This window comes from Pseudomonas sp. MWU12-3103b (assembly GCF_023100615.1).
GTDB lineage: Bacteria > Pseudomonadota > Gammaproteobacteria > Pseudomonadales > Pseudomonadaceae > Aquipseudomonas > Aquipseudomonas putida_A.
Map to the genome: position 1 here is coordinate 88,323 of NZ_JALMEY010000002.1, position 18,710 is coordinate 107,032.

Below are 18,710 nucleotides of genomic sequence, written 5' to 3' on the forward strand. Positions count from 1 at the left end.
CGGGATGGATTATCCGAAAAGTGTGCCCAGCGCCGGTCTGGTGAATGGGAAATTTGTCGATGAAAACCCGCTGACCGGGACGCCGGGATCGCTGATTCCAGCTGACTGGGGCAACGGGGTTACCCAGGAAATTCTCAACGTGATCAAGGCCGGAGATCTGACTCCGGACGAGAAGAAATACGATCAGTTGTTGCAGGCGATTCAGAGCGTTTCGGCCAAGGGCTGGAATCTGGATTCGGCGTTGCCGATCGGGTCTTTGCCGACCGCGACGGTGGCGACGCCGGACGGTCGTCTGGCGATCACTCCGGCAGCGGTTGCCACCAGTGGCGGACGGATCTCGATTCCGGCGGGCGTGCTGATCAGTCTTGGTCAGGAAGTGGTGGCCGGGCAGTTGGGGCGTGCGCGTACATTCACCACCCAGGTGTGGAGCAGTCCCGATTTGCTGCCAAGTACCGGCTACTTCCTCCGGGCGCAGGTGATTGCGGGCGCGCTGACCTTCTATATGCAGCGCGGCACGATCTACGATGCTACGCCTGACGGTTTGAAAGGGACGGTCAATGGTGCGGCGGGCGGTGGTTTCCAGTCGACGCCGCTGGACATCTGTCTGGCCTGGGTCGTAACGGCGGGACCTGGGTCGATACCCATTGTCAGGGCGATCTACAACCGTAACCGGTTGTCGTGGACGCAGACCGTCAATGGCAATGGCGTGGTTTACCTGCCACTTGATCCGCATGCCCGAGCGGCGCGGTTGGTAGTGGGTAACCCGACACCGCATCCCACCGGGATTACCAGCGTGAACTTCGCGCCGACGGGTTGGCTGGGGGGCAACTACTGCTTCCTCAACCCGACAGTAGGCACCTCCAGCAACTGGGATGGCTGGACAACGGTAGGTGGCGCCGTGCTGATTTTTTCCAGCAACGTGGTCAGCGATACAACGGTTTCTACCTTGACCGCCAGCTTCGATCACAACGAATTGCGCTCGCTGTGGCAGTCGTACCAGGCGGAACATACGTTGGGTGCAGCTAATGCCGCCAGTGACGAATTATTGTTCAGTATGGGACTCAAGAGTGTTGGCCCAGCCGATTACGCCAATGGCATCGCGGTTAATTTTTCTGCAGCGGTAAACGTGAATTTTTCCTGGGAGCTGATCCGATGATCATCATTCAAGAGCTGCATCAGTTCGAGGAAGGCTTGCGTCCGGCCCAGCCTTCCAGTGCCCATGATTGGGATGGAGAAAAGTGGCAGTTGAATGCGTCCAGAGTTACCGAGCTGGAACTTCAGCAAGCCGAACAGCTGTGTTCCAAGGTCGACGCGGCGGCCGACAGTGCTCGCACCGTTTTGGCCGGCGACCCGCTCAAAGCCATGGAGTACGCCCAGGCTGCTGCCGACGCTCAGGCTTATCAAGACGCCGGTTATCCGAAAAAAGAGGTGCCGTTGTCGGTTGCTGCGTGGGTAGTCAAAGGTCGCACTGCCAAACAGGCTGCCGAGCAGATCCTGAGCAAGGCCGAGCAACTCACCGACCATTTGCTGACCCTGCGCACCTTGCGCTTGAAGGCCAAACAGCAGATCCGCGCGCACGTGGCCAAAGGCAATCTCGATCTGGCACGAAGTGCGAGCGATGACGCGTTGGCGGCGATTCGCGAACAGCTCAGCGGCCAGACTTTCTAGTCGCACCGTCTGCGTGCTGCATCACCCAAGCCCACTTCACCGTGGGCTTTTTATTTTCAGAAAACAGACCGCCGTTGGCTCGCATCAGCGATCGCCGTGATGCGGTTCATTTGTTATTTCAGAGGAACGAAAGACCTATGGATTATCCAAAAAGCGTCCCCAGCGTCGGCCTGGTCGATGGCCGCTTTGTCGATGAAAACCCGGTGGCGGGCACGCCGGGTTCGTTGATTCCGGCGGTGTGGGGCAACAGCGTGACTCAGGAGATCCTGAGTGTGATTAACGGCGGCGGGTTGGTGGCTTCTGAAGCCGATACCGGTCAGTTGTACAAGGCGATTCAGTCGATCATCGGCAGAGCGAGCCCGATGCGTTCGGTGGTCACTCGTCTGGCGACATCCAGATCGCTGACTGAAGCTGAGTTGGGACTCGTTTTGATCGACGGCAGCTCCGCGCCGATGACGGTGACATTGCCATCGGCCGACGCGGCCTTGGGTATTCGCGACGTCATTGTCCGGCGGATGGACAACAGCGGCAATCGACTCGTTGTGCAGACCTCCGACGCTGACAAGGTTCGTTTTCACACACACCTCTCGCCTGGCGGTTACCCCTTTCTGGTGCTGATGGGCAACGGGGACTGGTGGCATCTGCGCAGTGACGGGGCGGGGAGTTGGTGGCCGATCGGTCGCTTTGATAACAGCGCTTTGGGGCGGCCGTTTTTTGAAACCACTCTGTCGCTCAATCCAGGTGGCTATGGCTTTCCCAACGGTGATCTGTTCAAGCGCGCCGAATGGCCTTGGTTGTGGGATTTTGCTCAGGCGTCCGGCGCATTGACGACCGAAGCGGCCAGAACTGGCCGGGAAGGCGGATGGACCAGTGGCGATGGTGTCTCGAATTTCCGGATTCCCGAGATTCGCGGCGAGTTTCTGCGAGTGCTCAGTGAAACCAGAAACGTTGATCCCGGTCGCGTGTCCGGCAGCCTGCAAATGCATGCGTTGCAGAGTCACAACCATTATCTGCCGACGGGAACAGGGGCTTCTTTCAAACCGGCCCCGGCGATTCCAGACGGTGTCTGGGATGTCGGCACCAATGTCAACTTTTCACCGACGACAACGACCGTGGCAACAACGTACCCCAACCCTGCATTCGACTCGGACACTTACATCGGCAACATCGGCAATTTTTCGGCTGAAACCCGTCCGCGAAATATTGCCTATCCCGCGCGTATCAAACTGATCTGAGGTGCACATGTTCAATTATCTGATAGACGATAGCGGTGCATTAACCGGCCCTGTCGAGTTTCCACTAGTGCCGGGGATCGGTCTGCAACTGCCGAGTAACGCCGTGACGCTGAGCATTGAACTTTCCCCGGCCCCAAGCGGTTTTGCCTGGGCTTATGTCAATGGTTCTCTGCAACAGCAAGCGGACTATCGCGGCGATGTTTACCGCACTGACACCGGCATGAGGCAAACCTGGACGGCATTGGGCGAGTTGCCGGAAGGCTTCACCACGTTGCCATGGCCGGGCGGCTTCCATGCCTGGGTGGACAATGCGTGGCAAGTCGATGACGTCGCGCAGTTGGCGGATTGCAAACGCGTCGTTCTTGCTCAAAGAGATGTGTTGCTGCGCGACGCTGTCCTGCGCATCGCGCCGCTGCAATACGCCGAAGATATTGGCGATGCCAGCCACGACGAACAACTGCTGCTGATCGAATGGAAGCTCTACAGCGTCGAGCTGAACCGCATCGAAAAGCTGGCCGGTTTCCCCGACGAAATTACCTGGCCGGTCGCTCCCGGCGCAGTCGTAGCCAACTGATTTCAGCACAGGGAGCAGTGCAATGGATTATCCAAAAAGTATTCCCGGCGTTGGCCTGGTCAACGGCGGCTTTGTCGATGAAAACCCGATCGCCGGTTCCCCGGGATCGTTGATCCCAGCTGCGTGGGGCAACAGCGTCACGCAGGAAATTCTTAACGCGATCAAGGCTGCCGGGCTGACGCCTGATGAAGCCAGAACCGACCAGTTGGCAACGGCCATCGGTGCACTGGTCGACTTCACCAAACTGAAAAACACCCCGACCACGCTGGCCGGTTACGGCATCACCGATGCGGTGGGGCGGTTGTTGGCGGTGCGGCAGATCGAGACGGTCGGGATCACGGTTTACAAGCCCAACCCCAGGGCCAAACGGATTCGCGTGCGGTTGGTGGGGGCGGGTGGTTCGGGTGGTGGTTGTGCGCCTGTTGCCGCCAGTAATTTGCGTATTGGCGGTGGAGGTGGTTCGGGTGCCTATGCGGAAAGCTTGTATGACGTGACTCCACAAATCCTTGCCGGCGTGCCTGTTTCGTTGGGTGCGGGTGGTGCGATCGGCCCCACGATGGGGCTGGGCGGCGGCGGGGCCTCCTTCGGCTCATACATGAGCGTGGGAGGCGGGGGCGGTGCACAGATCCTGAACATTGATACGTCAACTTCTGCCTCAGGGTACGTCCAAGGTGGCCTCGGAGGCCAAGACGCGGTGGGCGGCAATCTTGCCAACGCACGTGGCAACACCGGCGGTTACGCAATGTTCAATAGCAATTGGGGAGTGCTCTCCGGTGGTGGAGCCGCAAGCCCGTTCGACGGCGGCGCCCCGTACAAGGGCGTAAACAACCCTGGTGTCGCGGGTATTCGAGGCTCAGGAGGCAGTGGCTCCTGTTCGTCGCATCCTACGAATTCTTTTGCTGGTGGTGCCGGTGGCAACGCCTTCTGTGAAATCTGGGAGTACGAGTAATGGCCCGTTATGCACGAGTGGAAAACGGTGTTGCGGTCGAACTGATCGATACCGGCGACTTCGCGATTACCCAACTGTTTGCCCCCGCTTTCGTCGAGTCGATGGTGCAAGTGCCAGAGGGCATGCAGATCGAAATCGGCGCGCCCGTCGGCGAACTGCGCCAGGAGATTGCGCCGTTGCCTGTAACGATCAGTCCGGTCGTTGCCCCCGAAATCGTCCCCGATGAACAAGAGCCTCTGGCGGCAGCGCGCCTTTGGCGCCAGTCCAGCCTGTCGGCCACTGAATGGTGGGTGACGCGGCATCGTGACGAGCAGGAGCTGGGTCGCGGGACGACGCTCAAGGCTGCGCAGTATCTGGAGTTGCTGGAGTACCGCCAGGCGCTACGCGACTGGCCTGATTCCAGGCAATTTCCTTCCGCAGTTTCCCGGCCTTCCGCCCCGACTTGGCTCGCTTGCAGAACAGGAGAGAATTAATGGATTACCCAAATAGTGTCCCCAGCGCCGGTCTGGTGAACGGCAAGTTTGTCGATGAAGACCCGATCAAAGGGTCGCCAGGATCGTTGATTCCGGCAAGTTGGGGCAACGGCGTTACCCAAGAGATTCTCGGTGTAGTGCGGGCCGGTGGTCTGACGCCGAGTGAGGCGTCGAATGCTCAATTGCTCGGCGCTCTGCGCAGCAACCAATTGTTTCAGACCGCTGCACCGTTCGATGTCAGCCGCTCGGCTGCAACGTCCGAATTTGTACAGCGCGCGCTGGGTAACTACGCCGGAGCGCGGGGCGTGTCTGCTGCAACACAGTTGACGGCGGCGGATGTGGGATGGGCGATCGGTCTTGGAGGCAATTCGGTGTACACCGTAACCCTGCCGGATATCACTACTGTTCCGAATGGTGCAACGATCGGCTTTCACTGCCGCAGCAATGCCGCGATCACCATCGCCTGCATGAGCGGTAGCCAAATTAGCCCGCAAGGCGCCTATCTGACTTCGATTGTGATCAACAGCGGTGAAAGTGCCAACGTTGTCAAAGAGAACGGTATCTGGACGGTTCACGGGACGGCCAGTCTGAAATATGCCGCGCTGTTTTCCGGACTTGTCAGTAATCCCGGATATCAGAAGCACGCGAGTGGGAATATCGATCAGTGGGGCTCGGGAATGTCGAATGCCGCCGGCAACGTCTACGTGACATTTCCGGTTCCTTTCCCGAGGGGCTACTTCTCGCTCGTGGCCACCCATGCGGGAGGCGATGCAGCAATGATCGCGTTGATTGCCGTCAGCCAAGTGGGTTGCACGCTGAGAATTCGCGATGCGGCCGGCTCTCTGGCCGGCAATTGCACCGTGAATTATTTTGTAAAGGGCTATTGAATGAATACCTTCAATGTTTTGTTCAGCGCCAGTACCCGGGGTGCCTATGTACCGGGTATCAATTCGACGGACATTCCCGACGACGTTATCGAAATTCCTCAGGGTTACTGGATCTCGTTGCTGCAGCAGATGGCAGTCACACCGAAAGTGATCGGCGTGCGAGCGGATAACGGCTATCCGATCCTGGTCGATCCACCGCCTCCTTCACCAGATGAAGCGGCTGATATCGAGCGCTCATGGCGCACCGCGCAACTCGCCGCCACCGACGGTCTGGTAGCACGTGACCGCGATGAACTCGAGGATGGCGGCGGCACTACATTGACCACCGAGCAATACGCTGAACTGCAAACCTATCGCCGTGAGTTGCGAGACTGGCCGCAAGGTTCATTTTTTCCGTTCAGCGAGCACCGGCCGGTAGCGCCGAGGTGGCTGGCTGCTGCGCTGTAATTCATCAGGGAAGTTGAAATGGATTATCCAAAAAGCGTTCCCAGCGTCGGGCTGGTGAACGGCAAGTTCGTCAATGAAGATGTCGTCGCGGGATTGCCCGGATCGTTGATCCCGGCGACCTGGGGCAACAGCGTCACCGATGAGTTGTTGAACGTCGTCAAATCCGCCGGCCTTGAGCCAAGCGAAGCCGATGCAACCCAATTGTTGCAAGCGGTGCAAAAACTCAGTCAGGCAGGTGAAGACAAACATGCCACTGACATCGGCGCCGCCAATCTATACATGGCCAATTATGTGCCTCCCGTCACCGCATTGAAGGACGGCTTGGCGCTGCGCTTTACCGCCGGTAATGCCAATACCGGAGCGAGTACCTTTGCACCGAACGGGTTGATGCCCAAGCCGCTGGTAAATCTTGCATCGAGTGCATTGCGGCCTGCCGAGATTGTCGCCGGCAGTGTGTGTTCGGTGGTGTACAGCGCGGTGCTGGATAGTTGGGTGCTGGTGTATGCCAGTGGTGGCGGTGCTGCGAGTGGACGGCTATTGGGAGTGAAGACATTTACCTCGTCTGGCACTTATGTGCCGACGGTGGGGATGAAGAATGTGCTGGTCAAGGTAGTGGGTGGTGGTGGCGGGAGTGCGGGAGTTGCCGCTACGAACGCAAACGAAACTACGCTTGCGGGAGGAGGGGGCTCGGGTAGTTATGCTGAGTCATGGATTTCATCGGTGCTTATTGGAAGCAGTCAAGTCATCACGGTAGGCGTTGGTGGCACAGCGGGAGCCATTGGCGTGAGTGGTGGGCCGGGTGGGACGAGTTCTGTCGGCTCTCTGGTGTCCGCTCCTGGGGGGAACGGATCATCCCGTTTTGAAACGATCGCGGTTGCCGGTTTCGGTCTATTCGTGGGAGGTACGCCAGGCATCAACGCAACCGGAGGCAACATCCTCAACAGCAGTGGAGCTGCGGGAAGCCCGGGAATCAATGTCAATGGTTCAATTCTTGCGGGTCATGGCGGGAGTTCACCGCTGGGCAGCGGTGGCGCTGGTAGAGGCGCTGGTTCGGGTGCAGCATCGGGCAGCGGCTATGGCTCCGGTGCGGGTGGTATCGCCAATGGCCCCAGCCAGCCAGGTCATCCGGGCGGAGCAGGAGCGTCGGGCATTGTGATCATTTACGAGTACGCCTGATGAAAACCTACGCACGTATCGTCAATAACACTGTGGTCGAGCTGTTCTCCACTGGCGGCAACATGGCCGATATGTTCCATCCGGATCTGCTGTGGGTCGACATCACCGACGTGACACCGACACCGCAAATCGACTGGAACGCGAACTTCGGCACTCTCGGCTGGGTGTTCACGGCCCCCGAAGTCGCGGCATCGAACAACACCCTGACAACTCTGGCAAAAAAATGGCTGGGGGGCGTTGTCCGTCAACCATGATTCAATCGGAGCATCCAGGGAGGATTACGCATCATGCAAATAACAGAAGACAACCTTAAAACCATCATGCCCAACGCCCGCAGCCAAGCGGGCGTTTTTGTTTCTGCACTTAATAACGCAATGACTCGGCGCCATATCGACTCGCCAAAACGCATCGCTGCTTTCCTCGCGCAAATCGGCCACGAGTCGGGGCAGTTGCAGTACGTGCGCGAACTGGGCAACAACAAGTATCTGAGCAAATACGACACTGGCACGCTGGCGTTACGTCTGGGCAACACGCCGGAGGCCGACGGCGACGGACAGAAGTACCGTGGTCGGGGGCTGATCCAGATCACCGGGCGTAACAACTATCGTGAGTGCAGTCTCGGCCTGTTCGGCGATGAGCGTCTGCTGTCTCTGCCGGAATTGCTGGAGCAACCGCAATGGGCGGCCGAATCCGCAGCATGGTTCTGGGAACAGAACGGCTTGAACGATCTGGCCGACCGCGATCAGTTCAACAGCATCACCCGCCGAATCAACGGCGGGTTGAATGGCCTGCAGGATCGGCTCGACATCTGGGCGCGGGCGAGGGCGGTGCTATGTCCGTCTCCTGGCGCCTGATCGGCGTTTTGTTGCTGGCTGCGTTGGCCGCCGCGCTGGCCTGGCAGTTTCAGGACTGGCGCTACGGGCGGCAACTGGCCGAGCAGGCCCGGATGCACGCCGACACTCTCAATCAGCTGAATGTGGCCGCAGCCAGCGCGCAGCAGGTCGAGCAGGATAAACGTCTGGCCCTTGAGCAACGCCTCGCGGCCAGTGAACAAACCCACTATCGAGCACTCAGTGATGCCCAACGTGATCAGGATCGCCTGCGCGATCGTCTTGCCACTGCTGATCTGCGCCTGTCAGTCCTCATCGACGCCGGCGACGCTGCCCAAGGCTGCGGGGTGCCAGCCGCCACCGGCCCCGGCGGCGTGGATCATGCAGCCGTACGCGCCCGACTTGACCCGGCGCATGCTCAACGAATTATCGCCATCACCGACACCGGCGATCGCGGACTGATTGCCTTGCAGGCCTGTCAGGCCTATGTCAGAGCGCTGGCGCCCGAACATTTTGAATGAGTCTGTGTATTGAAAGCGCAACCGGGTCGTGTACGGTGGTAATCATTCCATCCGATCCGGAGCGCACCGTGAAAGAGATCACTCAACTGGCTGCCGAGCTCGGCCGACGTTTGCAGTTGCTCAACGCCCACGTCACCACGGCCGAGTCGTGTACCGGTGGCGGGATTGCTGAAGCGATCACGCGGATTCCGGGGAGCTCGGCGTGGTTCGAGGCCGGTTACGTGACCTACTCCAACCGGCAGAAGACCCGGCAACTGAATGTCCCCACCGAATTGTTCGGCACGGTGGGTGCGGTCAGTCGCGAAGTCGTCGAGGCGATGGTGCGTGGTGCGCAGAAGCACAGTCTGGCGCGGTTTGCCGTGGCGGTCAGCGGCGTGGCGGGGCCCGATGGCGGTACACCGAACAAACCGGTGGGCACGGTGTGGCTGGCCTGGGGCGTGGGCGATGCGGTTTCCAGTGAGGTTCAGCACTTCCCCGGCAACCGCGATGAAGTCCGCCGACAAACGGTGAAGGCCGCGCTAGAGGGGCTGTTGCGACTAGCGGCACGAGAAATCGAAAATCAGGGGTAGGCGATCCGCGAACGCTGTGGAATAATACTGGCTACTTATACAGGTGTTGGCCGTCAGGCCTTATTGATTACGTGAGGACTTTAATGGACGACAACAAGAAGAAAGCCTTGGCTGCGGCCCTGGGTCAGATCGAACGTCAATTCGGCAAGGGTGCCGTAATGCGTATGGGCGATCAGGACCGTCAGGCGATCCCGGCTATCTCCACCGGCTCTCTGGGTCTGGACATCGCACTCGGCATCGGCGGTCTGCCAAAAGGCCGTATCGTTGAAATCTACGGTCCTGAATCTTCCGGTAAAACCACACTGACACTGTCCGTGATCGCCCAGGCTCAAAAAGCCGGCGCGACCTGCGCTTTCGTCGACGCCGAACACGCCCTCGACCCTGAGTACGCCGGCAAGCTGGGCGTCAACGTCGACGACCTGCTGGTGTCCCAGCCGGACACCGGCGAACAGGCACTGGAAATCACCGACATGCTGGTGCGCTCCAACGCAGTAGACGTGATCATCGTCGACTCCGTGGCGGCACTGGTACCGAAGGCTGAAATCGAAGGCGAAATGGGTGACATGCACGTGGGCCTGCAAGCCCGTCTGATGTCCCAGGCGCTGCGTAAAATCACCGGTAACATCAAGAACGCCAACTGCCTGGTGATCTTCATCAACCAGATCCGCATGAAGATCGGCGTGATGTTCGGCAGCCCGGAAACCACCACCGGTGGTAACGCGCTGAAGTTCTACGCCTCGGTCCGTCTCGACATCCGCCGTACCGGCGCGGTGAAGGAAGGCGACGAAGTGGTCGGCAGCGAAACCCGCGTCAAGGTTGTGAAGAACAAGGTGGCTTCGCCGTTCCGTCAGGCTGAGTTCCAGATTCTTTACGGCAAGGGCATCTACCTCAATGGCGAGATGATCGACCTGGGCGTGCTGCATGGTTTCGTCGAGAAATCCGGCGCCTGGTATGCCTATGAAGGCACCAAGATCGGTCAGGGCAAGGCCAACTCGGCCAAGTTCCTGGCAGACAACCCGGAAGTCGCTGCCAAGCTCGAGAAGCAGCTGCGTGACAAACTGCTGTCCCCAGCGGTGATCGCCGACTCCAAGGCTTCTGCGGTCAAAGAGACCGAAGACGACCTGGCTGACGCTGATATCTGATCGCAGCGATGACCACCGCTGTACTCGATACCCTCGTCGCGGTGCGGCGAACCGCCATGGACCTGCTCGCTCGACGCGAGCACGGTCGAGTCGAACTGACGCGTAAACTGCGTCAGCGCGGCGCTGAGGCGGAAATGATCGAAACAGCCCTCGACCGATTGACGGAAGAGGGGCTGCTTTCCGAAGCCCGTTACCTTGAAAGCTTTGTTTCCTACCGTGCCCGCTCCGGCTATGGCCCCTTGCGCATTCGCGAAGAGCTGGGTCAGCGTGGTTTGCAACGCGCCGATATCGAACTCGCCCTGCGTGAAAGCGGTATCGACTGGCAGGAGCAGCTTCGCGAGACGTGGCAACGCAAGTTCTCCGGACACTTGCCGATTGACGCTAAGGAGCGCGCCAAACAAGGCCGCTTCCTCGCCTATCGGGGTTTTTCGATGGAGATGATCAACCGTTTGTTCAGCGGCAGAAGCATGGACGATTAAGTCGGTTTAATAGAAACGGCCCGCTATGAAAATAGCGGGCCGTTTTTTTTTTGCCTTCAAATTACCTTTGATGGCTCACGTGCACGTTGGGCGGTCTGCGGTTGGGTGTGAGCCCAGTTTTCGGGCAGGTTGATGTAATCCACCAGTTCCCTGAGACGGCCATGATTTCGGGCATTGAACGCGAAAGCCAACCGCACCAGGTGGCTGTACTGCGCTTCGTCATGTTCCTCGCCGCTGTAAGCGTGTTGATGGAACTGGTCACTCAGGCACAGATCGGCGAAAGCCTCCTGCATATGCGCCATCGCCACGTCACTGAGCTTGTGATGCATACGAATCACGAACTGACGCTTGAGCCAGCGACTGGAGTGGAAGTTGCTGTAGAACTGGTTGATCTGCTCCACCGCCTCATCGACGTTATAGACCAGACGCATCAATTTCAGGTCGGTGGGCAGGATGTAGTGGTTTTCTTCGAGTTGCTGGCGAATGAAGTCCAGGGCGCCTTGCCAGAATGTTCCGCCCGGCGCATCCAGCAACACCACCGGCACCAACGGGCTTTTGCCGGTCTGGATCAGTGTCAGTACTTCCAGTGCCTCGTCCAGGGTGCCGAACCCGCCAGGGCACAGCACCAGCGCATCGGCTTCCTTGACGAAGAACAGTTTGCGGGTGAAGAAAAAATGGAACGGCAGCAGATTGCCGGTGCCGTCCACAGTCGGGTTGGCATGCTGCTCGAAGGGCAGGGTGATGTTGAACCCGAGGCTGTGGTCACGCCCGGCGCCTTCGTGCGCGGCGGCCATGATCCCGCCACCCGCACCGGTGATGACCATCATGTCTGATCGCGTCAGGGCCGCGCCGAGTTCACGCGCCATTGCATACAGGGGGTGCTCGACCGGCGTGCGCGCCGAGCCGAATACCGTGACTTTGCGTCGTCCCTTGAACTTCTCGAGAACCCGGAACGCCTGCTCCAGTTCACGCAGGGCCTGCAGGGTGATCTTGGCGTTCCAGCGGTTGTGATCCTCTTGGGCCATGCGCAGCACGGTCAGGATCATGTCGCGATAAATCGGCAGGTTCGGGCTGTCTGGGGAAATCTGCTTGAGCTGTTCTTCGACCTTGCTGATGAGGTCGGGGCCGCTTTCCTGAAAATGTCGGCTGAGCAGGTCATTCGGTTGGTAAGGCATTCAACGTCTCCTTCTGCACAGAGCGGGTGGCCCTGACGTGCGGCGTCAGTGCCGCGCTGCAAAAACACACACACTCGGCAGCTCCTTTTTCTGCCGTGAACAGGTGATCGGGAATACTTTGAATCTAGACCCTTGCGAGCCATTGCGCTGAGTTGATCTTTACGCCGCGCAGGCTTTCCTGGCAACCGTTGCGGGCTGGCTGGCAATGAATATTCACCACTCGTCCGAACGTACGCCGTAGAGCAATCACTGTGATTTACTAACCTACAGGCACTGTACGACAGCTTTGAGTCGGCAACCGTACGCAGGGTGCGCGCTTTTCAAGGATTCGCGGGTAGCAGGCATGGAGGCGGGAGAGATGGCCAGAGTGGTTCTGGAAATCGATACGCAGTTGTATCGGATGCTGAAAGCATCAGCCGAGACCAATCAAGTGAGTCTCGAAGAGGAGTGCTGCCGTCGGTTGGCAGGTGGAGAACGACGTTCTCGCTACTTGCAGGCCCTGGTGGCCGAATTGCGCGCCGAAGATGAACAACGGCGCGCCAATACCCGATGATTACTTCTTCTTCGCCGGGGCAGCTTTCGGGCAATCGGAATCCTGGTAGCTGGCCGAGCCGATGGCCTTGTTGGTTTTATATTCACTGAAGTCGTAACGCATGATCGCACCCTTGGCCATCAGCTTGCGGTACGACGGGTTATTGCACACCGAAGCACCCAGCTGGAAATACACGGCTTTTGGGTCAGCGCGCATCTTTTCGGCGTGGCTGGCCTGGACGCTCAGGTGATTGATCAGGGTAACGCCCTCAACGGTGTAGCCCTGATCGAGAATGTCTTCATTGATCGCCCGCGGCGTGCCGACGCTGCTTTGCTCGGCGATGTTGCGCAGTTCTTTGTTCAGATTCTGCTCTTTCAAGGACGCCGCTTGTGCGCTGAAGGACAACGCCAGTGCGATGGCCGCGGTAGGAACGATAAGGCGCAGCATGAAACTCTCCTGATTCAGTGACTGGTGGTTCGACCAGCCCCGTGGCTGTGCGTTCAGTGGCGCCGGATTATAGGGGAGCCGGTCGGGACGGTACAGGTTTGCGCTCGTCGCTCTGGTAAACTGCCGGCCTTTATTGCCTTGCCGAGTGCTGTGTGTGTCGAGTTTTCCTGCCATAAGGCGTTGCCCGTGATCCATCATGCCCCCAACGCCGTAGCCCGCTTGCGTGACCAGCGCGAGGACGAAGGTATCAAGCCGATTCAGGCCCGTGGTTTTCGCTCCGAGCGTTGCCGCGACTGCCGGGTGATCATCAGCCACTGCCTGTGCGCCTGGCGGCCGACCGTCGAAACCCGTTCCGGTGTGTGTCTGATCATGACCGGCAAGGAAGTGTTCAAGCCGAGCAACACCGGCTGGTTGATCGCCGATGTGGTGCGCGACAACCACGCGTTCATCTGGTCGCGCACCGAACCCGACCCGCGGATGCTGGCGCTGCTCAACGACCCGCAATGGCAGCCGTACCTTGTATTTCCCGGCGAATATGTAGAACCGTCGCGGGTGACCAACACCGTCGTGCCCGATAGCAGCAAGCGTCCGTTGTTCATCCTGCTGGATGCGACCTGGACCGAGGCGCGCAAGATTTTCCGCAAGAGTCCGTACTTCGACCGCTTGCCGATTCTCAGCCTGTTGCCCGACAGACTCTCGCGTTATCGCCTGCGCCGCTCGACCCGCAGCGAGCACCTGTGCACCGCCGAAGTCGCGGCTTTGTGCCTGGAACTGGCCGGGGACAGCGATGCAGCGTCGGCGCTGGACGCTTACTTCGATGTTTTCAGCCAGCACTATCTGGGCGCCAAACAACAGTTGCCGCTCAACGAGTCGACTCCGGCCCACGCCGAGCTCTTGCCTTATATACGAAAGCCGCAAGCGGTGTTGGCCCCATAGTGGCCCATACTTCACCCAGCGGCGGCCGTGCTGCTTGACCACCCCGGCTACGCTGGGCATGCTTGGCGCCGATTGGGGTGCGGCCAAGGTTTGAAACGCCGTGTTTGCTCGTGATTGGCGTTGAACGTGCCCCTGTGGATAGCGCTGTGCGGCGGTATCTCGAGTTGCTTTGGCGAGGCCCGAATGCGTCGGGTCTGCCATCAAAAAACAGGATCATTTGAAAAATGGCCACATACGACATCCTGATTGCCGATGATCACCCTCTGTTTCGTAGCGCGCTGCATCAAGCGGTGACACTGGGCCTTGGCCCGGATGTGCGACTGGTGGAGGTGGCGAGCATCGCCGAGCTGGAAGCGCGCCTGACCGAAAAATCCGACTGGGATCTGGTCCTGCTGGACTTGAACATGCCCGGCGCGTTCGGGTTTTCCGGTCTGGTCATGCTGCGCGGGCAGTACCCGCAGATTCCGGTGGTGATGGTCTCGGCCCAGGAAGAGGCTTCGGTCATGGTCAAGTCCCGGGAATTCGGCGCCAGTGGCTTCATTCCCAAGTCCAGCGACCTGAATGTGATTCAGCAAGCTGTGCGCAAAGTGCTCGATGGCGATGTGTTCTGGCCCCCGCAGGCATTCGAAGCCGTCAGTGTCTCCGATGAAGCCAAAGCCGCCAGCGACGGCCTGGCCAGTCTCACCCCGCAGCAGTTCCGCGTACTGACCATGGTCTGTGAAGGCCTGCTGAACAAGCAGATTGCCTACGAGTTGAGCGTGTCCGAAGCGACCATCAAGGCCCACGTCACGGCGATCTTTCGCAAGTTGAATGTGCGCACCCGGACTCAGGCGGCATTACTTCTGCAACAACTTGAGTCAATTCCGAGCCAATAAAGGCTGGCGTCTTCACGCTTTTTTGACTTTTGTTGCTCTAGCTTTCCCACTCCTTTCTGGTTGGTTTTTACGTTATGTCACCTTTCAAGGGCCAGACCGGCCTGAAACGCATCCTCAACGCATCCGGTTACTCGCTGGACGGTCTGCGCGCAGCCTTCACCGGCGAAGCCGCATTTCGCCAACTGGTCCTGCTCAATGTGGTGCTGATTCCGCTGACGTTCTTCCTGAATGTCAGTCGCGTCGAACAGGCACTGCTGATCGCCGTGTGCCTGCTGGCGCTGATCGTCGAGTTGCTGAACTCGGCGGTAGAAGCGGCGATTGACCGCATTTCCCTGGAACTGCACCCGCTGTCGAAGAACGCCAAGGACATGGGCAGTGCCGCGCAATTCGTGGCCCTGAGCATGATTGCCCTGGTGTGGGCGGTGATTCTGCTTTAAGCGATACTCGGCAAGACGATCTCGTCGCTGCGCTGTACCCCGGCGGTGAAGGCGCGGCACAGATCGAGAAACTCGCGCATGGCCGACGTCTGGTATTTCTGCTTGTGCCAGATGAAGTAGAACTGCCGGGCCAGATCCAGATCCGGGGTTTCCACCGCCACCAGGCTGCCGCGTCGAAACGCATCACGCAGCGCCAGCCGCGAAATACAGCCAATCCCCAACCCTGATTCCACCGCGCGTTTGATCGCTTCGGTGTGCTCCAGCTCCAGGCGGATATTCAGCGCACTGCGATGGTGCCGCATGGCCTGATCAAAGGTCAGGCGCGTGCCGGAACCCTGTTCACGCAGGATCCACGCCTCGTGCGTCAACTCTTCCATGGTCGCGCTGCCACGTTTGGCCAGTGGGTGCTGCGGCGCGCAAAACACCACCAGTTCATCTTCCACCCAGCTCTGCACTTCGATATCCGGATGGCTGCAGTCGCCTTCGATTAGACCCAGATCAATTTCGTAATGAGCGACTTGATGCACGATATTGGCAGTGTTCTGTACGTGCAGTTTTACCTGGCTTTCCGGGTGGCGCTGCATGAAGCCGCCGATCAACAGGGTCGCCAGATAATTGCCGATGGTCAGGGTGGCGCCCACCGAGAGTGAGCCGAAACCGGATTTGCCGTTGAGCAAGTCTTCGATTTCCTTGGATTGGTCGAGCAGTGCCACCGCTTGCGGCAACAGCTGTTTGCCGAGGGCGTTGAGGCTCAGCCGTTTGCCGGCGCGATCGAACAGCTGGCAGCTGGACTGGCGCTCCAGTTCGGTGATCGAGGTGCTCGCCGCCGACTGCGAGAGGTTGAGCAGACCCGCAGCACGGGATACGCTCTCCTGCTGGGCGACGGCGACGAAGACTTGCAGTTGACGAAGAGTAAATCGCATATCGATATAACCGATAACCCTTATCTTAATAATCCAGTTAACAGATATTGTCGTCGCTATTAGAATGCGATGCAATTGCGCACTGTTGGCCGCAAAGGCGAGCGCAGACCCAATATCCAGGAGTCCCACGTACATGAGCAACATGAACCACGAGCGTGTCCTCAGTGTTCATCACTGGAACGACACTCTGTTCAGCTTCAAGTGCACCCGTGATCCGGGCCTGCGCTTCGAGAACGGTCAGTTCGTGATGATCGGCCTGCAACAGCCCAACGGCCGCCCGCTTATGCGCGCTTACTCGATCGCCAGCCCGAACTGGGAAGAGCATCTCGAGTTCTTCAGCATCAAGGTGCAGGATGGTCCGCTGACCTCGCAGCTGCAGCACCTGAAGGAAGGCGACGAGATCATCATCTCGAAGAAGCCTACCGGCACCCTTGTGCTGGACGACCTGAACCCGGGCAAGCATCTGTATCTGCTGAGCACCGGCACCGGTCTGGCGCCGTTCATGAGCGTGATCCAGGACCCGGAAACCTACGAGCGCTTTGAAAAAGTGATCCTGGTGCACGGCGTGCGTTACGTCAACGAAGTCGCCTACCGCGAATTCATCACCGAGCACCTGCCGCAGAACGAGTTCTTCGGTGAAGCGCTGCGTGACAAGCTGATCTACTACCCGACCGTGACCCGCGAGCCGTTCGAGAACCAGGGCCGTCTGACCGACCTGATGCGCAGCGGCAAGCTGTTCAGCGACATCGGTCTGCCACCGATCAACCCGCAGGACGACCGCGCAATGATCTGCGGCAGCCCGAGCATGCTCGACGAGACCAGCGAAGTGCTCGACAGCTTCGGCCTGAAGATCTCGGCGCGGATGCGCGAGCCTGGTGACTACCTGATCGAGCGTGCGTTCGTCGAGAAGTAACCCGCAATACCTGTGGGAGCGGGCTTGCTCGCGAAGGCGTCGTGTCAGCCAACACACCTGTTAATGACAGACCGCTTTCGCGAGCAAGCTCGCTCCCACAATGATTTTTATTGAATGAAAAAGCCCGCGTTGCCTGAGAAGGCAGCGCGGGCTTTTTCGTTTCCGGGGTTTACGCCGAGGCCGGGATCACTTCCAACACGCAAATCTGCTCCGGCGTCGGATAATGCCAGCGCACGTCCAGATCCCAGAACTGTGCCCCGTACTCGCGCTCCGGCGCCGGTGTCTGATACGCCGGGCGCGGATCCTGGGCCAGACACTGCTCGATCAACTCGACCAAAGGCTCGCCGAGGCGCTGAGCATGGCCGTGCGCCTGTTGCAGCGCGGCGTCCGTCCACTGCACATCAATCAGCTGTGGCGCGGCGCTGGCGATGCTGTTGGAGGCGTCAGCGATGATATCGGCGTAAGGCACATAAGGTTTGATGTCGAGAATCGGTGTGCCGTCGAGCAAGTCGATCCCCGAGATGAACAGCCGATTGGCCTCGACCTTGTCCAGCTTCACCACTGACTGCCCGATGCCATTGGGCCGATGCGTCGCACGGGTGGCGAACACGCCCATGGACTTGTTGCCGCCCAGGCGCGGTGGCCGAACTTTCAGACGCGGCTTTTCTTCCAGCGCCTGATGAAACAGGAACAACAGCCAGACATGGCTGACCTGCTCCAGCCCTTGCACGGCGTCCCCCTGATCGAACGGCGCCACCAGCTCCAGCACGCCACGGGCAGCGGGGGCCAGTTGTGGCTGGCGCGGGATGGCGAACTTCTCCTTGAAACAGGAACGCACGAAGCCGATGGGGGAGACGTTGTAAGTCATGGTCTGGAGTCGAGGTGGGAGCGGGGTGGGGATGATAACCCGAGGTGGCCGGACCGACGCCTTCGCGAGCAAGCCCGCTCCCACAGGGATCTCGAGTGGAGTCCGGTGTTGTGTCAGCCACAAAACCTGTGGGAGCGGGCTTGCTCGCGAAGGTCGCGCCGCCGATTCAGAGCTTGTGGCGCAGATCAGCCGCGAACGCGCAGGGTCAAGCCCTTGAGGAAGTTGCGCAGCAACTGGTCGCCGCACGCGCGGTAATTGGTGTGGCCGACCTTGCGGAACAGTGCGCTCAGCTCAGGCTTGGACACCGGGAACTCGGCTGCCTTGAGGATCGCGTGCATGTCGTCTTCCTTGAGTTCGAAGGCCACGCGCAGCTTCTTCAGGATGATGTTGTTGGTCACTGGCACTTCGATCGGCTGCGGCGGACGGCTTTCGTCCTTGCCGCGCTTGAACACCACCAGACCGTCGAGGAAGTGCGCCATGACTTCGTCCGGGCAGCGCACGAAGCCTTCTTCGTCTTCTTCTTTCTTGTCGAGGTACGCGACGACGTCTTTCAGCTCCACGTCCAGGCCGCCGAGCTTGATGATCTCGATGACTTTCTTGTCGCTGATGTCGAGCATGTAGCGCACGCTGCGCAATACGTCGTTATGAATCATG

25 protein-coding genes are annotated in these 18,710 nt (G+C 59.4%); 20 read left to right on the forward strand and 5 right to left on the reverse strand.

All coding sequences use genetic code 11. The features are described 5' to 3' along the window. The first annotated feature begins 4 nt into the window (after positions 1-4). The 15 genes from M0808_RS04120 (at position 5) to recX (ending at position 10,950) form a co-directional block, all read left to right on the forward strand. Positions 5-1,156, forward strand: coding sequence for a phage tail protein (locus M0808_RS04120; RefSeq protein WP_247840012.1), 1,152 nt, complete (start codon positions 5-7; stop codon positions 1,154-1,156). Beyond that, positions 1,153-1,668: a phage tail protein gene (locus tag M0808_RS04125; protein WP_247840014.1), complete on the forward strand. Its 516-nt coding sequence runs from the start codon at positions 1,153-1,155 to the stop codon at positions 1,666-1,668. The genes M0808_RS04120 and M0808_RS04125 overlap by 4 nt, the downstream gene beginning before the upstream one ends. A gap of 137 nt (positions 1,669-1,805) precedes the next feature. After that, the gene (locus tag M0808_RS04130; RefSeq protein ID WP_247840016.1) at positions 1,806-2,903 is read left to right on the forward strand and encodes a phage tail protein; all 1,098 of its coding nucleotides are present in this window, start codon (positions 1,806-1,808) and stop codon (positions 2,901-2,903) included. Positions 2,904-2,910: 7 nt separating this feature from the next. After that, positions 2,911-3,477, forward strand: a complete 567-nt coding sequence (locus M0808_RS04135; protein ID WP_247840017.1) for a tail fiber assembly protein — start codon at positions 2,911-2,913, stop codon at positions 3,475-3,477. Positions 3,478-3,499: 22 nt separating this feature from the next. After that, complete coding sequence (locus M0808_RS04140) at positions 3,500-4,426, forward strand: hypothetical protein (protein ID WP_247840019.1); 927 nt, start codon at positions 3,500-3,502, stop codon at positions 4,424-4,426. Next, the gene (locus M0808_RS04145; RefSeq protein WP_247840021.1) at positions 4,426-4,899 is read left to right on the forward strand and encodes a phage tail assembly chaperone; all 474 of its coding nucleotides are present in this window, start codon (positions 4,426-4,428) and stop codon (positions 4,897-4,899) included. Before M0808_RS04140 ends, M0808_RS04145 begins: the two co-directional genes overlap by 1 nt. After that, positions 4,899-5,786, forward strand: a complete 888-nt coding sequence (locus M0808_RS04150; protein WP_247840023.1) for a phage tail protein — start codon at positions 4,899-4,901, stop codon at positions 5,784-5,786. Before M0808_RS04145 ends, M0808_RS04150 begins: the two co-directional genes overlap by 1 nt. Then, the gene (locus M0808_RS04155; protein ID WP_202369531.1) at positions 5,787-6,233 is read left to right on the forward strand and encodes a phage tail assembly chaperone; all 447 of its coding nucleotides are present in this window, start codon (positions 5,787-5,789) and stop codon (positions 6,231-6,233) included. It abuts the gene before it with no gap. An 18-nt stretch (positions 6,234-6,251) separates the two neighbouring features. Next, entirely contained in the window at positions 6,252-7,409 is a 1,158-nt protein-coding gene (locus M0808_RS04160) for a hypothetical protein (RefSeq protein WP_247840025.1), read from the forward strand. Then, entirely contained in the window at positions 7,409-7,663 is a 255-nt protein-coding gene (locus M0808_RS04165; protein WP_247840027.1) for a hypothetical protein, read from the forward strand. Before M0808_RS04160 ends, M0808_RS04165 begins: the two co-directional genes overlap by 1 nt. A 33-nt stretch (positions 7,664-7,696) precedes the next feature. Then, positions 7,697-8,263, forward strand: coding sequence for a glycoside hydrolase family 19 protein (locus M0808_RS04170; RefSeq protein WP_247840029.1), 567 nt, complete (start codon positions 7,697-7,699; stop codon positions 8,261-8,263). Continuing rightward, positions 8,242-8,760, forward strand: coding sequence for a lysis system i-spanin subunit Rz (locus M0808_RS04175; RefSeq protein ID WP_247840031.1), 519 nt, complete (start codon positions 8,242-8,244; stop codon positions 8,758-8,760). The genes M0808_RS04170 and M0808_RS04175 overlap by 22 nt, the downstream gene beginning before the upstream one ends. Positions 8,761-8,828: 68 nt before the next feature. Further along, the gene (locus M0808_RS04180) at positions 8,829-9,329 is read left to right on the forward strand and encodes a CinA family protein (RefSeq protein ID WP_096795871.1); all 501 of its coding nucleotides are present in this window, start codon (positions 8,829-8,831) and stop codon (positions 9,327-9,329) included. 83 nt (positions 9,330-9,412) lie between these two features. Beyond that, positions 9,413-10,471, forward strand: a complete 1,059-nt coding sequence (recA, locus tag M0808_RS04185; RefSeq protein WP_003222269.1) for a recombinase RecA — start codon at positions 9,413-9,415, stop codon at positions 10,469-10,471. 8 nt (positions 10,472-10,479) lie between these two features. Next, the gene (gene recX / locus M0808_RS04190) at positions 10,480-10,950 is read left to right on the forward strand and encodes a recombination regulator RecX (protein ID WP_027611085.1); all 471 of its coding nucleotides are present in this window, start codon (positions 10,480-10,482) and stop codon (positions 10,948-10,950) included. Positions 10,951-11,006: 56 nt separating this feature from the next. Here the strand turns inward: recX and M0808_RS04195 are convergent, their stop codons facing one another. Then, a complete protein-coding gene (locus M0808_RS04195) occupies positions 11,007-12,125 on the reverse strand; it encodes a TIGR00730 family Rossman fold protein (RefSeq protein ID WP_247840032.1) in 1,119 nt (372 codons plus the stop codon). 358 nt (positions 12,126-12,483) lie between these two features. Here M0808_RS04195 and M0808_RS04200 point away from each other — a divergent pair, with 358 nt between their 5' ends. Then, on the forward strand, positions 12,484-12,678 hold the full coding sequence (locus tag M0808_RS04200) for a hypothetical protein (RefSeq protein ID WP_027611087.1): 195 nt from the start codon (positions 12,484-12,486) through the stop codon (positions 12,676-12,678). Here M0808_RS04200 and M0808_RS04205 read toward each other — a convergent pair whose 3' ends face one another. Continuing rightward, positions 12,679-13,104: a PA3611 family quorum-sensing-regulated virulence factor gene (locus M0808_RS04205; RefSeq protein WP_027611088.1), complete on the reverse strand. Its 426-nt coding sequence runs from the start codon at positions 13,102-13,104 to the stop codon at positions 12,679-12,681. It abuts the gene before it with no gap. 189 nt (positions 13,105-13,293) lie between these two features. On the opposite strand from M0808_RS04205, the gene M0808_RS04210 reads away from it, so the two are divergent. The 3 genes from M0808_RS04210 to M0808_RS04220 all read left to right on the forward strand — a co-directional run bounded on the left by M0808_RS04210 (position 13,294) and on the right by M0808_RS04220 (position 15,352). Next, positions 13,294-14,040, forward strand: coding sequence for a tRNA-uridine aminocarboxypropyltransferase (locus M0808_RS04210; RefSeq protein WP_177408950.1), 747 nt, complete (start codon positions 13,294-13,296; stop codon positions 14,038-14,040). 224 nt (positions 14,041-14,264) lie between these two features. Then, positions 14,265-14,915 carry a response regulator transcription factor ErdR gene (gene erdR / locus M0808_RS04215; RefSeq protein WP_027611090.1) on the forward strand — a complete coding sequence of 217 codons (651 nt, stop codon included), beginning with the start codon at positions 14,265-14,267 and terminating at the stop codon, positions 14,913-14,915. A gap of 74 nt (positions 14,916-14,989) precedes the next feature. Continuing rightward, complete coding sequence (locus M0808_RS04220) at positions 14,990-15,352, forward strand: diacylglycerol kinase (protein ID WP_003222276.1); 363 nt, start codon at positions 14,990-14,992, stop codon at positions 15,350-15,352. Here M0808_RS04220 and M0808_RS04225 read toward each other — a convergent pair. Further along, complete coding sequence (locus tag M0808_RS04225; protein WP_007964377.1) at positions 15,349-16,275, reverse strand: LysR family transcriptional regulator; 927 nt, start codon at positions 16,273-16,275, stop codon at positions 15,349-15,351. The genes M0808_RS04220 and M0808_RS04225 overlap by 4 nt on opposite strands. 133 nt (positions 16,276-16,408) lie before the next feature. Between M0808_RS04225 and fpr the strand changes: the two genes are divergently transcribed. Then, positions 16,409-17,188 (forward strand): ferredoxin-NADP reductase, encoded by a 780-nt coding sequence (gene fpr, locus M0808_RS04230; protein WP_007908723.1) that lies wholly within the window; start codon positions 16,409-16,411, stop codon positions 17,186-17,188. Positions 17,189-17,357: 169 nt separating this feature from the next. On the opposite strand, the gene tsaA is transcribed toward fpr, so the two are convergent. Together tsaA and M0808_RS04240 are read right to left on the reverse strand one after the other, a co-directional pair. Then, the gene (gene tsaA, locus M0808_RS04235; RefSeq protein ID WP_247840034.1) at positions 17,358-18,056 is read right to left on the reverse strand and encodes a tRNA (N6-threonylcarbamoyladenosine(37)-N6)-methyltransferase TrmO; all 699 of its coding nucleotides are present in this window, start codon (positions 18,054-18,056) and stop codon (positions 17,358-17,360) included. Between the two features lie 185 nt (positions 18,057-18,241). Beyond that, positions 18,242-18,709, reverse strand: a complete 468-nt coding sequence (locus tag M0808_RS04240) for a DUF1456 family protein (RefSeq protein ID WP_027611093.1) — start codon at positions 18,707-18,709, stop codon at positions 18,242-18,244. Position 18,710 lies beyond the last annotated feature (1 nt).

Coding starts and splice junctions, on each gene's coding strand:
- M0808_RS04120 (WP_247840012.1), top strand. CDS start 5: ATGGATTATCCGAAAAGTGTGCCCAGCGCCGGTCTGGTGAATGGGAAA.
- M0808_RS04125 (WP_247840014.1), top strand. CDS start 1,153: ATGATCATCATTCAAGAGCTGCATCAGTTCGAGGAAGGCTTGCGTCCG.
- M0808_RS04130 (WP_247840016.1), top strand. CDS start 1,806: ATGGATTATCCAAAAAGCGTCCCCAGCGTCGGCCTGGTCGATGGCCGC.
- M0808_RS04135 (WP_247840017.1), top strand. CDS start 2,911: ATGTTCAATTATCTGATAGACGATAGCGGTGCATTAACCGGCCCTGTC.
- M0808_RS04140 (WP_247840019.1), top strand. CDS start 3,500: ATGGATTATCCAAAAAGTATTCCCGGCGTTGGCCTGGTCAACGGCGGC.
- M0808_RS04145 (WP_247840021.1), top strand. CDS start 4,426: ATGGCCCGTTATGCACGAGTGGAAAACGGTGTTGCGGTCGAACTGATC.
- M0808_RS04150 (WP_247840023.1), top strand. CDS start 4,899: ATGGATTACCCAAATAGTGTCCCCAGCGCCGGTCTGGTGAACGGCAAG.
- M0808_RS04155 (WP_202369531.1), top strand. CDS start 5,787: ATGAATACCTTCAATGTTTTGTTCAGCGCCAGTACCCGGGGTGCCTAT.
- M0808_RS04160 (WP_247840025.1), top strand. CDS start 6,252: ATGGATTATCCAAAAAGCGTTCCCAGCGTCGGGCTGGTGAACGGCAAG.
- M0808_RS04165 (WP_247840027.1), top strand. CDS start 7,409: ATGAAAACCTACGCACGTATCGTCAATAACACTGTGGTCGAGCTGTTC.
- M0808_RS04170 (WP_247840029.1), top strand. CDS start 7,697: ATGCAAATAACAGAAGACAACCTTAAAACCATCATGCCCAACGCCCGC.
- M0808_RS04175 (WP_247840031.1), top strand. CDS start 8,242: ATGTCCGTCTCCTGGCGCCTGATCGGCGTTTTGTTGCTGGCTGCGTTG.
- recA (WP_003222269.1), top strand. CDS start 9,413: ATGGACGACAACAAGAAGAAAGCCTTGGCTGCGGCCCTGGGTCAGATC.
- recX (WP_027611085.1), top strand. CDS start 10,480: ATGACCACCGCTGTACTCGATACCCTCGTCGCGGTGCGGCGAACCGCC.
- M0808_RS04195 (WP_247840032.1), bottom strand. CDS start 12,125: ATGCCTTACCAACCGAATGACCTGCTCAGCCGACATTTTCAGGAAAGC.
- M0808_RS04200 (WP_027611087.1), top strand. CDS start 12,484: ATGGCCAGAGTGGTTCTGGAAATCGATACGCAGTTGTATCGGATGCTG.
- M0808_RS04205 (WP_027611088.1), bottom strand. CDS start 13,104: ATGCTGCGCCTTATCGTTCCTACCGCGGCCATCGCACTGGCGTTGTCC.
- erdR (WP_027611090.1), top strand. CDS start 14,265: ATGGCCACATACGACATCCTGATTGCCGATGATCACCCTCTGTTTCGT.
- M0808_RS04220 (WP_003222276.1), top strand. CDS start 14,990: ATGTCACCTTTCAAGGGCCAGACCGGCCTGAAACGCATCCTCAACGCA.
- M0808_RS04225 (WP_007964377.1), bottom strand. CDS start 16,275: ATGCGATTTACTCTTCGTCAACTGCAAGTCTTCGTCGCCGTCGCCCAG.
- fpr (WP_007908723.1), top strand. CDS start 16,409: ATGAGCAACATGAACCACGAGCGTGTCCTCAGTGTTCATCACTGGAAC.
- tsaA (WP_247840034.1), bottom strand. CDS start 18,056: ATGACTTACAACGTCTCCCCCATCGGCTTCGTGCGTTCCTGTTTCAAG.
- M0808_RS04240 (WP_027611093.1), bottom strand. CDS start 18,709: ATGATTCATAACGACGTATTGCGCAGCGTGCGCTACATGCTCGACATC.